Genomic DNA, 13,910 nt, shown 5'->3' on the forward strand with positions numbered 1-13,910 from the left:
TCATGGTGTCGCGGGGCTGAAGGCGCGACGTACCTCCGTCAGGTCCCACCCGGGCGTCGGGACGCTCGCCCGCAGCCGGCGGGTGTAGTCGTGCTGCGGCGCATCCAGCACATCGGTCGTCGTCCCACGTTCGACGACGGCGCCGTGCTGCATCACCACGACGGTCTCGGTGAGCTGACGCACGACGGCCAGGTCGTGGCTGATCAGCACATAGGTGATCGACAGCCGCTCCCGCAGATCGCTGAGCAGATTGAGCACCTGCGCCTGAATGGACACGTCGAGCGCGGCGACCGACTCGTCGAGGATCAGGACGTCCGGCTCTGCCGCGAGCGCCCGCGCGATCGCCACTCGTTGGCGCTGACCGCCGGAGAGCGCTCGCGGCAGGGCACGACCTTGGCGTTCGTCGAGACCCACCATCTCTATCAGCTCGCCCACGCGCGCAGCCCGCGCCGACGAGGTCCGCTCGCGCTGGTGGAGGCGCAGCACCTCCTCGATCGCGCGGTCGACCGGTTGCCGTGGGTCCAGGCTGGAGTAGGGGTCCTGGAAGACGATCTGCACCTCGGCGCCGCGCCGGCGCCGCTCGGCGCCACCGCGCGCCGGCGCCGTACGGTCTCGACCGCAGGCGCGGATCGTGCCGGCCGACGGCCGCTCCTGGCCGGTGATCATGTTCGCGACCGTGGTCTTCTCGGACCCGGACTCGCCGACGATCCCGAGCGATCCTCCCCGACGTACCGTGAAGGAGACGTCCTCGACGGCGACCACCTCTCCGAACACCTTGCGCAGGCCGGTGACTGCCAGGGCCGGTTCCGCCTCAGTGGTCTCGTACGCCTCAGACATGGGTGCTTCCTCCCAGGACTCCACGAAGCTCCTCTGCGCGTGCGCACCGCACGGCACCGCCGTCGAGGTCGACCAAGGCCGGGGCGGAGGAGACGCAGACGTCGTACTTGTGCGGACAGCGACCGGCGAAGGCGCACGCGTCGGCCGGCGCCTGGAGCGCCGACAGCGGACGCCCCGGGACCGCCGTGAGCCGGGGCATCGCGCGGTCCAGCAGCGGGCGCGCCGCGCCGAGGGCGGCGGTGTAGGGGTGGAGCGGGTCGTCGTGAAGCCTTCCCGACTGACGCACCTCGACGATCTCGCCGGCATACATGACCCCGGTGCGGTCGCAGACCGCCGCGGCCAGGTCCAGGTCGTGGGTGATGAACAGCAGCGACAGACCGAGGTCCTGGCGCAGCTCATCCAGCAAGCCCATGATCTCGGCCTGCGTCGTCACGTCCAGCGCCGTGGTCGGCTCGTCGGCGAGCAGCAGTCGGGGTTCGGTGAGCAGCGCGCCGGCGATCATCACCCGCTGAAGCAGCCCGCCGGACAGCTCGTGCGGATACTGCTCCAAACGTCTCTCCCCGTCCGAGATCCCTAGCTTCGCGAGCATCGCGACCGCTCGGCGAGCCGCCTCGCGCCGCTTGACCCCGCGATTCGTACGCAGCACCTCGGTCATGAAGTCGCCGACCTGGCGCACCGGGTTGATGTGCACCCGCGGGTCCTGGAAGACGACGGAGACCTCGGCGCGGTAGGCGCGTAGGGCGGCGCCGGAGAGGGCCTCCACATCCTGGCCGGCGAACCGGATCGAACCACGCCGGCGTGCCCCCGCGGGCAACAGCCGATCGATCGCCCGCACGGTCATCGACTTGCCCGAGCCCGACTCGCCCACGAGGCCGACCGCCTCCCCGGCAGCCACCGTGAACGACACGTCGCGCAACACCGAGCGGTGCACGCCTCCCACGAGCAGGTCCAGGCCCAGCCCGTCGACCTCCAACAGCGGGCCATGATGGGTCGCGCTCATCGGCCACCCTCCTTCCCAGCCCGCTCGAGGAGCCGCTCGCCGAGCAGATTCATGGCCACGACGACCACGACGATGCAGACGCCCGCAACGAGAGCGGGCATCGGGTAGCCGAGCAGGATGCCCGACTGGTTCTCCGAGATCATCACGCCCCAGTCCGGGTTCGGCGGCTGGACGCCGATGCCGAGGTACGAGATGACCGCCAGGTCGAGGACTGCATAGCCGAACAGGATCGACGCCTGCGCCACCATGAACGGGAACACGTTGGGCAGCAGGTGCCGTACGCAGATCGCGGTCGCGCCCAGACCTTGCACCTCGAGGGCGGCGATGTAGGGCTGGCTGCGCTCCTTGAGCATCGCGCTGCGCAACAGCCTCGCGACGAACGGCGTGTACGCCACCGCCATCGCGAGCACCGCCGCCCACAGGCCTGCACCGAAGACTGCCGCCGTGAGCGCCGCCAGTAGCACTCCGGGGAACGCGAACAGGACATCCAGGCCCGCCGACACCGTCGTGTCGACCGCTCCCCCGCGCCACGCGGAGGCAAGACCGAGCACCGATCCCACCAGCATGCAGAGGACCACGATGAGCAGCGGCCCGAGCAGCGAGGACCGCGCGCCGGCCAGGACCCGGGACAGCACGTCCCGGCCCTGGACGTCGAGACCGAGCAGGTGCCCCTCCCCCGGACCGATCCACGCCTGCGCCAGGTCGGCCTGGTTCGGGTCGTGTGGCGTGAGCACCGGCCCGATGATGCCGATCAGGGCGGCGAGCCCGACCACGACGACGCAGACCCACACGGTCGCGCCGAGACGGGCACGGCGACGGGTCGCCGTCGTGCCGGCGGCGGGCGCGGTGGTGGCGACGGCGCTCATGAGGCCCTCGCTCCGCGCTTGACGCGGGGGTCGAGCACCGCGTACATCGCGTCGACCACGACGTTGACGAGCACGAACGCCACCACGAGCACGAGCGAGATGCCCTGCACGACGGCGATGTCCTTACCCTGGGCCGACTTCACGAGGTACTGCCCCAGGCCGTTGAGGCCGAAGGATGTCTCGACCACGGACGAGATCGCGATGAGGCTCGCGATCGTCACGCCGGTCACCGTGGTGATCGGGATCGCGGCGTTGCGCAGCACGTGGCGGGTGACGACGAGGTGCTGCGGGATTCCGCGGCTGATCGCCGTCTGGACGTGCTCACGCTCCACCTCCTCGCGGATCGCGGTGCGGGTCACTCGTGCCACGACCGCCACTGATGACAGCGCGAGCGCGACCGCCGGCAGGGTGAGGTGCTCGAGGTGGCCGAGGAAGCCCTCGCCGACCCCGATCGTCGGGAACCAGCCGAGAGACACCGCGAAGACCGCGATCAGCACGATGGCCGCGACGAAGGCCGGCACGGCGGCGGCCATCGAGGAGATGACCAGCACCGAGGAGTCGATCCACCCCGGCCGAAGCCCGGCGAGCAGGCCGAGACCGATGCCGAGGACCACGATGATGACGGCGGCGTAGAGCACCAGGCTGAGCGTGATCCAAGCGCGGTCCGCGATGAGCGAGGAGACGTCCTGGTGCAGCGGGATCGACACGCCCAGGTCGCCCCGGAGAGCCCCGGAGAGCCAGTGCCAATACTGCGCGAGAAACGGCTCGTCGAGATGGTATCGCCGCTCGAGCACCGCCTGCGCCTCCGCGGAGAGCGACTTGCCCCCGGAGAGCGCGGCGAGCGGGTTGCCCGGTGCGACGTACGTCGCTGCGAAGATCGCGAAGCTGGCCACCAGGAGTGTTACCCCCAGCATCGCGAGTCGGCGCATCAGGTATCCGATCCGCATGGTCATCGGACTCCCAGATGGTTGGCCCAGGGCGCCGACATGTAGGCGAACGACGACACTGCTCCGGTCAGCTCGCTGTTGGTCACGAGCACCGAGTTCGGCTGGGCGGTCGGGATCCATGGCAGCAGCTCCATGGTGCGCTGCTGCGCCTCGATGACGAGCTTCGCCCGGGCCTCCACGTCCTCGGTGCCGCGCGCCTCCTCCATCAGCGAGGTGATCTCCGGGTCGTCGAAGCCCGAGTAGTTCTGCGCACCGTCCGGCAGGACGACCGTCGCGGAGAGCGCGGCGGGGTCGGCATAGTCGCCGTAGGTCACCGTCGGGAACGCATCCACCCCCTCGCGCGCCTTCGGGTCGATGAAGAAGTTGATGAATGCATCGGCCGAGACCGACTTGAACTCCACCTCGAGGCCGATCTTCTCGCCCGCCGTCTTGAAGGCTCCGGCCTCGTAGGCGATGTCCGGGATCGCCGAGGACATGCCGATCGTGACGGTTTTCCCCGCCGCCCCGGCCTCCTCGATCAGCTTCTTCGCTAGGTCGATGTCCTGCTCGAGCACCGGGCTGTCCTTGTACGCCGCCTGGTAGGTCTCGCTCGCCGAGGCGAAGGTGCCCGGGTTGACGAGCCAGCGCGCGTCCTCGGCCGCACCGTGGAACACGTTCTCGACGATGCCCTTGCGGTCGAGCGCAAGGGACAGCGCCTGGCGCACCTTGACGTCGCCGAGCGTGCCGTCCAGGTCGCTGATCACCAGCGCGGCGGTCGCGTAGCCGGGACCCTGCGTGACGGTAACGGCCTTGTTGCCCTCCAGCACCGGCAGCGTCGAGATCGCCGGCGGGTACGTCCCACCGATCTCGCCCGCGATCAGCGAGGACGTCAGTGCCGCTTCGTCGACGACACCCTTGAGGGTGATCTTCGCGACCCGCGGATCGGCCTCACCCCAGTAGTCGTCGTTGGGCACCGCGACCACCCCGCTCGCCGGCGACCAGGAGTCGAGCTTGTAGGCGCCCGTGCACATCGCGCCACCTGTCGTGGTGCCGTAGGCGGCACCCTTGGCCTCGACGTACTTCTTCTGCACGATGATGCCGGGGAGCGAGGCGAGCTCGCCGTCGAGCCAGTAGTCGGGCTGGGTCAGCGTGATGGTGACCTCGCGGTCGCCGGTCGCCTCGATCGTGTCGACCCGGACGAGGGAGTCGGCGTAGAACCCGCCGAGCTCCGGGTCGCGATGACGCTCGAGGCTGTAGACGACGTCCTCGGCGGTGACCGGGCTGTTGTCCCAGAACTTCGCGTCCGGGTTGATGTCGAAGACCAGCGTCTTGTCGTCCGTGCGCGAGAACGAGGCGAGCCCGTCGGTGATCGCGCCGTCCGGCTCGGTGCGGAGCAGCGACTCACACATCAGGGTGAGCGCGGTGTTGTCCGGGTAGTCGAAGGCGTAGAGGGGATCGATCGTCTGGACGTCGCGGTAGACCGCCCAGGTGATCGGGTCGGCCTCAGCGGTCGCGGCGGTCGTCGTCGGTTGGAGGTGGCTCGCGGTCGTCGAGGACGTCGAGTTGTCGGCCGATCGCCCACAACCGACGATCGCAGTGCAGGTGAGGAGCAGCGCGGTGATGCGCGTGAGGTTGCGTCGGTTCACAAGGATCTCCTTGGGACGGTGCTGTCAGCGGGGGCTGCATGGGTGGTGTCCGAGATCGGGCTCATGAGTCGAACCCCAGTCCGAGGCGGTCGAGCAGGCGGAGCCAGACATTGCGGTGACCGGCTCGCGCGTCGGCGCGCGCGAGCGACCAGCGGGTCAGCTGGATGCCGATCCACGCGATCGGCTCCGGCGGGAACGGCAGCGGCCGCTTCCGAACGGGGGCGAGCCGGGTGCGCTCGGTGTCCTCCCCAGCCAGCAGGTCGAGCATCACGTCGGCACCGAACCGGGTGGCACCGACACCAAGGCCGGTGAAGCCGAGGGCGTAGGCGACGCGGCCGCCGAACGCCGTGCCGAAGAAGGCGCAGAACCGCGTGCAGGTGTCGATCGCCCCACCCCACCGGTGGCTGAAGCGGACGCCGGCCAGCTGGGGGAAGGTCTCGAAGAACTGCCGGGCGAGGACGTCGAAGGTCTCCTGCCGCTGGTCGTACGACGCCCGGACCCGCCGCCCGTAGTGGTAGACGGCGTCGTAGCCGCCCCAGAGGATCCGGTTGTCCGCGGTCAGGCGGTAGTAGTGGAACTGGTTGCCGCAGTCGGAGAGGCCCTGCCGGTTGCTCCAGCCGATAGACGCGAGCTGCTCGTCGGTGAGCGGCTCGGTCATGAGGACGTAGTCGTAGACCGGGACCGTCGCCAGCCGGAGCCGGCGCAGCAGCGGGCGGTAGGCGTTGGTGCCGAGCGCGACCTGCTGCGCATGGATCGTGCCGTGGTTGGTGTGTACTGCGATCTGCCCGCCGGCCCGGCGGATCCGCTCGACCGGCGTGCCTTCGACGATACGCACACCGAGCCGCTCCGCCGCGGCGGCCAGACCCCAGACCAGACGGGCCGGATCGACGGTCGCGCAGCTGTCCTTGCTCCACAATCCGGCCAGGTACGTCGGCGAGTCGACCTCCGCACGGACGGCGGCCCTGTCTAGGAAGACCGCGCTCTCGCCCTCGGCCTCGGCCCGTAGCTCCTCGACCTCGTGCGGTCGGGTGGCGACGGCGAGCTGCCCGGTCCGGCGGAAGTCGCAGTCGATGCCGTAGCGCCGCAAGGTCACCTCGATGTCGTCGAGGTTGGCCAGGCCGAGCTCCTCGAGCCGGGCGGCCTCGTCGGGCCAACGGGTGCGGCCGTTGGCCTCACCATGGGTCAGGCTCGCCTCACAGAAGCCTCCGTTGCGACCGCTTGCGGCGCCACCGATCCGGTCCGCCTCGACCAGGACGACATCTCGTCCGGGGTCACGCTCCTTGGCTCGAAGCGCCGTCCACAGACCGGAGTAGCCGCCACCGACGACCGCCAGATCGCAGCTCTGGTCGCCGGCCAGTGGCGGTCGGGCCGCCGGTCGGTCCGGGTCGTCGAGCCAGAATGGGAGCGGCTTCGCGGACGCGAGAGCGTCGCGGACGTGGCTCGTCGTCATCGGGCGAACACCCGCTCCCCACCCACGAAGGTCTGCTCGACACAGGTGTCCCAGATGTCCGAGGCCGGACCGTCGAACGGGTCCCGGTCGAGCACCGCCAGGTCGGCCAGGTTGCCGACGGTGATGGTGCCGGTGTCGTCGAGGTGGTTCACGTACGCCGTGCCGGAGGTGTACGCCGCCAACGCGCTGCCGAGGTCGATCCGCTCCTCGGCGTAGAAGACCGGGTGGTCAGTGTCGGGCTCGACCCGGTTCACCGCGACGTGGATGCCGCGGATGGGGTCGGCGCTGCTGACGGGCCAGTCGCTGCCGGCGGCGAGCACGGCGCCACTGCGCAGCAGCGAACCGAACGGGTACTGCCACGCGGAGCGCTCCGGGCCCAGGAACGGGATGGTGAGCTCGTCCATCTGCGGCTCGTGGGCGGCCCACAGCGCCTGGATGTTGGCGGTCACGCCGAGCCTACGAAAGCGGGCGACATCCTCGGGATGCACGATCTGCAGGTGCGCCAGGTGGTGCCGGCCGTCGGTGAAGCCGTTCTTGTCGCGGGCCACCTCGATGGCGTCGAGCGCCTCGCGGACAGCGCGGTCGCCGAGCGCGTGGAAGTGGACCTGGAAGCCGTGCGCGTCGAGCGCGGTGACGTGCTCTTTGAGCGCCTCGGGGTCGACGAACGACAGTCCGCGGTGGTCGCCCGCGTCGCGGCAGCCGCAGCCCGAGCCGTACGGACTGATCATCGCGGCCGTGTGGTTCTCGGCGATGCCGTCCTGCATGATCTTGACGCTCGTGGCCCGGAAACCGCCGCGGGTCATCGCCTCGCGAGCCGCCAGCAGATCCTCGATCTGCTCGGCACCGCGGTCCCGGCTCCACCAGAGCGCGCCGACGACGCGGGCGGTCAGCAGGTCGGCGTCGAGCGCGTCGGCGTACGCCGTCGAGGTGTCGCTGATGACCGGATTGATGCCGATCAACGCGTCCTGCCAGGCGGTGATGCCGAGCGAGTGCAGCATCCCTTGGGCACGCAGCAGGCCGGCGAGCTTCTCCTCACGGGTGGTCTCCGGCACGACGGCGGCAACGAGATGCATCGCGCCCTCCTGCAGCAGGCCGGTGGGGACGCCGTCTGCGTCGCGCTCGATCCGGCCGTCGACCGGATCGGGGGTACGAGGGTCGATGCCGGCGAGCTCGAGCGCACGGCTGTTGGCCAAGCCGCCGTGGTGGTCGCGGTTGGCCAGGTAGACCGGACGGTCGGGGACGATCGCGTCGAGGAAGGCTCGGTCGGGGGCGCCGCCAGGGAAGCTCTCCATAGACCAGCCGCCACCGGTGATCCAGGGCCGGCCGGGGTTCGCGGCGGCATACGACGCGATCCGGCTGCGGTACTCCTCGACATCGACCGTCTCGGTGAGGTCGCACTGCCCGAGCTCGACGCCGGCACCGACGGGATGCACGTGGGCGTCCTGGAAACCCGGGACGAGCATACGGCCACCGAGCTCGACGACCTCGGTGGCGGGACCCACGAGCTCGCGCAGCTCGTCGTGCCCGACCCCGACGATCCGCTCCCCCCGTACGGCGACCGCGGTCGCACGGCTGCGGGCGGTGTTTCCGAGATGGACGGGGCCACCGGCGAACAGAAGATCTGCGTACGTGGTCAAGGGGTTCCTCCAGCGGGCGCGGCCTGCCTCGGTGTGGTCAGGATCACTCGAATCGGTACGCTAGAACCGTGACAACAGTGTTGTCAACGGTGTTGACACCATTGTCGATTCGGTAGGATCGTCCAGACTTGAGGAGGTCACGATGAGTGCCGTCACCCGCCGCTCGAAGGAGCGCGTCGCACTGGACCGCGAGGCGATCCTCGCGACGGCGACCGAGCTCGCCGCCAACGGAGAGGCGATCACGTTCCGCAGCCTGGGCACCGCCCTCGGCGCTGACCCGACGGCGATCTATCGACGCTTTCGCGACAAGGACGAGCTGATGGCGGCGCTTCTCGACGGCCTGATCGCGGCATCCATGGTCCGCGTCGACCGGGGCGCGTCGTGGCGCGACCAGCTGCGCGACGGTGCCGTGTGCACCATCGACACGTTCAGCGCCCACCCGCAGATCGGCGCCGAGGCCACTGCCATCTCCACCGGAGGTCCCGGGGAGCTCGCGGTGATCGACTGGATCCTGGACCAGCTGGCCCGCGCCGGGCTCGACAAGCAGCAGGTCGTGCGCTGCTACGCCGCGTACTCCAGCTACGTGCTGGCGGCCGCCGCCACCTTGTCCGAACAGCGACTGCAGGAGCTGGCAGGCGTCCCACCCACCAGTTGGGTGGGCGACCTACGAGCCGTGGACCCGGTGCGACACCCGTCGCTCGCCGCGGTGCTCCCCGAGCTCCTCGTGCTCACCCCTCGCGAGGTCTTCCTCGACGGCATCGACGTCCTGCTCGACTCCTTCGAGGCGATCGTCGACCGTCACTGAAGCAGAGCCGTACTCACTCCGGTGCCGGAAGTGACGCCTCGGGGCGCAGCGCGATCTCGGTGATGCGGTTGCCGTTCCGGGCGGTCACCTCCAGGGTGCCGTCCCGGAGCGCCAGCACCTCCCCGACCTGCGGGATGTGCCCCAGCCGAGCGATGAGATAGCCCGCGACGGTCTCGTACGCGCCGTCCTCGAGCTCGATGCCGGTGGTGTCCGCGAAGTCCTCGATCGTCATCGCGCCGTCGATCCGGGACAGGTCACCGTGGTCGCGGATGCGGGCCTCGCCGTGGTCGTACTCGTCACGGATGTCGCCGATCATCTCCTCGACGAGGTCCTCGAGGGTCACGATGCCGTCGGTGCCGCCGTACTCGTCCACGACCATCGCCAGGTGGGTGCCGCCCTCGCGCATCGTGGCGACCGACGGGATCACCCGCTTGCTCCCGGGCAGCGAGAGCACCGGACGGCAGATGTCCCGGATCGTGAGATCGTCCGTCGCGACGACACCGAGCAGGTCGCGTACGTGCAGGAAACCGAGGATGTCGTCGAAGCCCTCGCCGGTCACCGGGTAGCGGGAGTAGGGCAGGTCACGCACGGTCTCGGCAGCCGCGGGAAGCGGCATCGAGGCGGGCAGGAAGGTGACGTCGCCGCGCGGACGCATCACCTCCCTCAACGTCGTCTCGGTGGTGGCGAACACGTCACGCAGGATCCGGCGCTCGTCCTCCTCGAGGTCCCGGTTGGTGGAGACCATCTCGCGCAACTCCTCCTCCGAGACCTGCTCGGCCGAGGCCTTGGGGTCACCGCCGAGCAGCCGTACGACGGCGTCAGTGGAGACCGAGAGCAGCCAGATCACCGGCCGCATCACGGTGGCGAACCGGTCCAGCACGGGCGCGACGGCCAGCGAGATACCGGCGGCCTTCTGCAGCGCCAGCCGCTTGGGCACGAGCTCGCCCAGCACCAGGGAGAGGTAGGCGATGAACAGGGTCAGCACGATCAGCGCCGTGGTCTCGGCCAGCGCCTCGGTCAGGCCGAGTCGCTCGAGGTAGGGCGCAACGTCGGGAGCGATCGCCGACCCGCCGTAGGCCGCGGAGAGGAAGCCGGCGACGGTCACGCCGATCTGCACCGCGGCCAGGAAGCGGTTGGGGTCGCGGGCCACCTCCGCCACCCGTGCTCCACGTGAGCCTTTGCGTTCGAGCGCGGTCAGCTGGCTCTCACGCAGCGACACCAGCGCCAGCTCGGTCGCAGCGAAGACGCCGCCGACCAGCACGAACACCAGCACCAGCCCGAGGCTGAGAAACGTCTGGCTGTCCATCAGGCCCGCTCACCATCCCATTCGGACACAGGTGAGCGGTAGGAACTTCGAGGCCTCTTCACACGGAGGAATCTACAGGCACGCCCCTCCCCCGCTGGTTGCGAAGGGCCCGTTTGTCGAGCTTGCCCACCGTGTTCTTCGGCAGGGCGTCGAGCACATGGATCGCGGTGGGTCGCTTGTAGCCGCTGAGCTGCTCCCGGCACCTCGACATCAGCGCCTTGACGTCGACCGTCGCGCCCGGGCGGGCCTGGACGAAGGCGACCACGACCTCGCCCCACTTCTCGTCGGGCAGCCCGATCACCGCGACCTCGAGGACGGTCGGGTCGCCGGCGAGGACGTCCTCGATCTCCTTCGGGTAGATGTTCTCGCCACCTCGGATGATCATTTCTTTCGACCGGCCGACGATGGTGAGGTAGCCGTCCTCGTCGACGTGGCCGAGGTCGCCGGTGGCGAGCCAGCCGTCCCTGATCACGGCGGCGGTGTCGTCCGGACGGCCCAGGTATCCGCGCATGACGTTGGCCCCGCGGACATTGACCTCGCCGTTCTCGCCGGGCGGCACCGGCTTCCCGTCCGCGCCGAGGATGCGCAACTCCTGGCCGGGGAACGGCAGTCCGACGGTTCCCGCCTTGCGCGGTCCGCCGACCGGGTTGATGGTCGAGCCGCAGGTGGCTTCGGAGAGTCCGTAGCCCTCGATGAGCGGGAAGCCGAAGCGGTCCTCGAACCGGGCGAGCAGGTCGGCCGACGCCGGGGCGGCGCCGCAGACCGCGAACCTGACCGAGCTCGTGTCTGGTCGTACGTCATCGGGAAGCGCGGCGAGCATGCTGTAGATCGTGGGCACCGCGGAGAAGAACGTCGGGCGCTCCTTCTCGACGGTGTCGAAGAACGTGTGCGGGTTGAACCGGTCCGCGATGACCACGCTGGCGCCGACGAGGAGCGGGGTGAGGATGCTGACGACGATGCCGTTGACATGGAAGAGCGGCAGGATCAGCAGGCAGCGATCCTCGGGACCGACCTCGAGCGCATCGCGCCCCATGACGGTCATGGCCTCCAGGTTGGCATGGTCGAGCATCACCCCCTTGGGTACGCCGGTGGTGCCCGAGGTGTAGATGAGCAGCGCCAGGAGCGCACTGTCCACGACCGGCGGCGCGGCCTCCTCCTGCCTCGGCTCCCGGCGCAGGTCGGAGACCGCGAGGGCGGGTACGTCGCCGATCGGGTGAGCGCCGTCTTCGATGACGTGCAGCTTTGCGCCGGAGTCGTCGAGCTGCCGGGCGACCTCGGAGTCGGTCAGGGCCGGGTTGACCGGTGTGATGGTCGCTCCGAGTCGCCATGCGGCGAAGAGCAGTACGACGAACTCGACGCGGTTGGTGAGCTTGAGCGCGACGACGTCCCCGGCACCGATGCCGAGCTCGGCGAGATGCGCCGCGCCGGCACGGACCAGGTCGAGGAGCTCGACGTTGGTGAGCCGCTGGGACGAGTCGGCGATGGCCGGACCGGTCGGGTTGTCGGTGGCGCGCCGGTCGATGATGGTGGAGAACGTCATGGTTCAGGCCTTCAGGTGACGGGTGAGGAACTCGGTCTGGTCGGCGACGACGGTCTCGAACGCTTCGCCGAGGTAGATGTCGAAGTGGCCGGCGTCGTACCGCTTGATCTCGCCGCGAGGCGCCGTGCGCGCGTAGGCGAGCGTCTCTTCAGGCGGCGTGACGGAGTCGTGATCGCAGATGCAGAAGAGGATCGGCATCCGTACGTCCTTGGCGACCTTGCCCGGACGGTGCCGGGTGATCGTGGGCGCGACGCGGGCGGTGACCTCGTTGACGAAGGCGGCGCCCTCAGGGACGAGGGCGAGGTAGCCGGGCAGGGCGTCCGGGGCGGTCATCAGGGCCTTCTCCCCCGGCGCCCCAGCGAGCGTGATGAGCACCGGGTCCCGCTGCAGGGTCGCGGCGACGAGGTCGCGGGCGACGGTGGGCAGCAGCCGCATCGTGCCGACCGGGCCGAGGGCCCGGGCCGACGCGAGGCCGTCGGTGAACGGGCACTGGGACACCGCCGCGCGCAGCTCGGGGTGGCGGGAGGCGACGACGATGGCATGACCGCCGCCGAACGAGCTTCCCCAGACCGCGACGCGAGAGCCGTCGACGTCGGAGCGCCCTTTGACGTGGGTGATGGCGGCGTCCCAGTCGGCCAGCTGCCGATTGATCGACAGCAGCTGCCGGGGCTGGCCGGTGGAGTCACCGAAGTGGCGATAGGTGAACGCCAGCGCCGCGATCCCGGCCTGGGCGAATCGCTCGGCGAACGCGTCCAGGCGCATCTCTCGGGTGGCGCCGAGGCCGTGCCCGAGGATCACCACGGGAGGGTTGGTGACGCCGTCGGGCAGGAAGAGCCAGGCGGCGCAGGTGTCGCCGGCCGAGTCGAAGCCGACGTCGTGCCGGGTGACGGTGTGGCCGCTCATCGCCGAGCCCCCTGGGGCGTGGAACCGGCACCCCGGGTCGTGCCGGCCTGGAGCACTTCCTCGAAGACTCCGGGCTGGTACAGCGGCAGCTCACCGGCCGCCTGCGTGTTGGCCATGTAGTCGAGCATCAGCTCCTGGCCGATGTCGGAGAGCGCGGTGGCGAGGAACTCGGAGCGCTCGATGTGCAGCCCCGCCTCCAGGTCCGCAGAGCCGCCGAAGTAGACCGATCGCTTGATCGCCGCCCGCGACGCCTTCGGCCGCGACCCCAGGCGCTCGGCGAGCTCGATCGCCCGGTCGAGCACCTGGTCCGGCGCCACGACGTCGTCCACCGCGCCGATCTCCAGCGCTTGCGCAGGTGTGAACGGCTCGCCGGACAGGATCGCCAGCAGCGCCTTGTGGTTGCCCACCAGGCGCGGAAGCCGCTGGCTGCCACCGCCGCCGGGCATGATCCCGAGCAGGACCTCCGGCTGCCCGATGACGTAGTCCCCCTCGGCCATGACTCGCAGGTCGTTGGCCCAGCTGAACTCGGCTCCGAGACCGAGCGCCGACCCGTTCAGGGCCGCGACGAAGACGACGCCGCTGCGGTTCATCTTCAGGAACGTCTGGTGCACCCGCTCCAGCTGGACCGCCGGCCACAGCGGTGTCCTGCCGAACGCCGCCTTCAGCCCGCCCGCCCGGTTCACCCCGCGCGCCGTGTGGGCGAGGGCGGAGGCGCCCCGGACGCCGACCGACGGGACGGTGGCTCCGCCCTCCTGGAGCCAGCGCACCTCGGCGTGCGAGACGAAGCGGTCCGGGTGGGTGCCGGTGAACACGACGGCCTGGATCGCCGGATCACCGTCCGCGCGGTCGACGAGCGTGTCGAGCTGCTCGGCGATGTCGTTGCCGAACAGGCCCAGCGGACCGCCATCGACGCGAGCGACCAGCACCGCGCCGCGGTCCTCGATCTCGAGGTTGCCTCGTACTTCTTCTGTCATGACCGGTCTCCGTTGCGAAT

General features: G+C 70.1%; 12 protein-coding genes. 1 reads left to right on the forward strand and 11 read right to left on the reverse strand.

Annotated elements, in window-relative coordinates:
- The 7 genes from ABZU72_RS11135 to ABZU72_RS11165 all read right to left on the reverse strand — a co-directional run bounded on the left by ABZU72_RS11135 (position 1) and on the right by ABZU72_RS11165 (position 8,362).
- Positions 1-837 carry an ATP-binding cassette domain-containing protein gene (locus tag ABZU72_RS11135; RefSeq protein ID WP_355018918.1) on the reverse strand — a complete coding sequence of 279 codons (837 nt, stop codon included), beginning with the start codon at positions 835-837 and terminating at the stop codon, positions 1-3.
- A complete protein-coding gene (locus ABZU72_RS11140) occupies positions 830-1,837 on the reverse strand; it encodes an ABC transporter ATP-binding protein (RefSeq protein WP_355018919.1) in 1,008 nt (335 codons plus the stop codon). The genes ABZU72_RS11135 and ABZU72_RS11140 overlap by 8 nt, the downstream gene beginning before the upstream one ends.
- Positions 1,834-2,703 (reverse strand): ABC transporter permease, encoded by an 870-nt coding sequence (locus ABZU72_RS11145; RefSeq protein ID WP_355018920.1) that lies wholly within the window; start codon positions 2,701-2,703, stop codon positions 1,834-1,836. The genes ABZU72_RS11140 and ABZU72_RS11145 overlap by 4 nt, the downstream gene beginning before the upstream one ends.
- Positions 2,700-3,656, reverse strand: coding sequence for an ABC transporter permease (locus ABZU72_RS11150; RefSeq protein ID WP_355018921.1), 957 nt, complete (start codon positions 3,654-3,656; stop codon positions 2,700-2,702). The genes ABZU72_RS11145 and ABZU72_RS11150 overlap by 4 nt, the downstream gene beginning before the upstream one ends.
- A complete protein-coding gene (locus ABZU72_RS11155) occupies positions 3,653-5,275 on the reverse strand; it encodes an ABC transporter substrate-binding protein (RefSeq protein WP_355018922.1) in 1,623 nt (540 codons plus the stop codon). The genes ABZU72_RS11150 and ABZU72_RS11155 overlap by 4 nt, the downstream gene beginning before the upstream one ends.
- A gap of 61 nt (positions 5,276-5,336) precedes the next feature.
- Positions 5,337-6,725 (reverse strand): FAD-binding oxidoreductase, encoded by a 1,389-nt coding sequence (locus ABZU72_RS11160; protein ID WP_355018923.1) that lies wholly within the window; start codon positions 6,723-6,725, stop codon positions 5,337-5,339.
- Entirely contained in the window at positions 6,722-8,362 is a 1,641-nt protein-coding gene (locus tag ABZU72_RS11165; RefSeq protein ID WP_355018924.1) for an amidohydrolase, read from the reverse strand. The genes ABZU72_RS11160 and ABZU72_RS11165 overlap by 4 nt, the downstream gene beginning before the upstream one ends.
- A 142-nt stretch (positions 8,363-8,504) precedes the next feature.
- On the opposite strand from ABZU72_RS11165, the gene ABZU72_RS11170 reads away from it, so the two are divergent.
- On the forward strand, positions 8,505-9,167 hold the full coding sequence (locus ABZU72_RS11170) for a TetR/AcrR family transcriptional regulator C-terminal domain-containing protein (protein ID WP_355018925.1): 663 nt from the start codon (positions 8,505-8,507) through the stop codon (positions 9,165-9,167).
- A 13-nt stretch (positions 9,168-9,180) separates the two neighbouring features.
- Here ABZU72_RS11170 and ABZU72_RS11175 read toward each other — a convergent pair whose 3' ends face one another.
- The 4 genes from ABZU72_RS11175 to ABZU72_RS11190 are packed head-to-tail and all read right to left on the reverse strand — an operon-like array spanning position 9,181 to position 13,890.
- Positions 9,181-10,473: a hemolysin family protein gene (locus ABZU72_RS11175; protein ID WP_355018926.1), complete on the reverse strand. Its 1,293-nt coding sequence runs from the start codon at positions 10,471-10,473 to the stop codon at positions 9,181-9,183.
- 58 nt (positions 10,474-10,531) lie between these two features.
- Positions 10,532-12,013 (reverse strand): AMP-binding protein, encoded by a 1,482-nt coding sequence (locus ABZU72_RS11180; RefSeq protein ID WP_355018927.1) that lies wholly within the window; start codon positions 12,011-12,013, stop codon positions 10,532-10,534.
- 3 nt (positions 12,014-12,016) lie between these two features.
- Positions 12,017-12,916: an alpha/beta fold hydrolase gene (locus ABZU72_RS11185; protein WP_355018928.1), complete on the reverse strand. Its 900-nt coding sequence runs from the start codon at positions 12,914-12,916 to the stop codon at positions 12,017-12,019.
- On the reverse strand, positions 12,913-13,890 hold the full coding sequence (locus ABZU72_RS11190; RefSeq protein ID WP_355018929.1) for an enoyl-CoA hydratase/isomerase family protein: 978 nt from the start codon (positions 13,888-13,890) through the stop codon (positions 12,913-12,915). Before ABZU72_RS11190 ends, ABZU72_RS11185 begins: the two co-directional genes overlap by 4 nt.
- Positions 13,891-13,910 lie beyond the last annotated feature (20 nt).

Origin of the sequence: Nocardioides sp. NPDC004968 (assembly GCF_040608935.1) — a bacterium.
GTDB lineage: Bacteria > Actinomycetota > Actinomycetes > Propionibacteriales > Nocardioidaceae > Nocardioides.

Coding starts and splice junctions, on each gene's coding strand:
- ABZU72_RS11135 (WP_355018918.1), bottom strand. CDS start 837: ATGTCTGAGGCGTACGAGACCACTGAGGCGGAACCGGCCCTGGCAGTC.
- ABZU72_RS11140 (WP_355018919.1), bottom strand. CDS start 1,837: ATGAGCGCGACCCATCATGGCCCGCTGTTGGAGGTCGACGGGCTGGGC.
- ABZU72_RS11145 (WP_355018920.1), bottom strand. CDS start 2,703: ATGAGCGCCGTCGCCACCACCGCGCCCGCCGCCGGCACGACGGCGACC.
- ABZU72_RS11150 (WP_355018921.1), bottom strand. CDS start 3,656: ATGACCATGCGGATCGGATACCTGATGCGCCGACTCGCGATGCTGGGG.
- ABZU72_RS11160 (WP_355018923.1), bottom strand. CDS start 6,725: ATGACGACGAGCCACGTCCGCGACGCTCTCGCGTCCGCGAAGCCGCTC.
- ABZU72_RS11170 (WP_355018925.1), top strand. CDS start 8,505: ATGAGTGCCGTCACCCGCCGCTCGAAGGAGCGCGTCGCACTGGACCGC.
- ABZU72_RS11175 (WP_355018926.1), bottom strand. CDS start 10,473: ATGGACAGCCAGACGTTTCTCAGCCTCGGGCTGGTGCTGGTGTTCGTG.
- ABZU72_RS11180 (WP_355018927.1), bottom strand. CDS start 12,013: ATGACGTTCTCCACCATCATCGACCGGCGCGCCACCGACAACCCGACC.
- ABZU72_RS11185 (WP_355018928.1), bottom strand. CDS start 12,916: ATGAGCGGCCACACCGTCACCCGGCACGACGTCGGCTTCGACTCGGCC.
- ABZU72_RS11190 (WP_355018929.1), bottom strand. CDS start 13,890: ATGACAGAAGAAGTACGAGGCAACCTCGAGATCGAGGACCGCGGCGCG.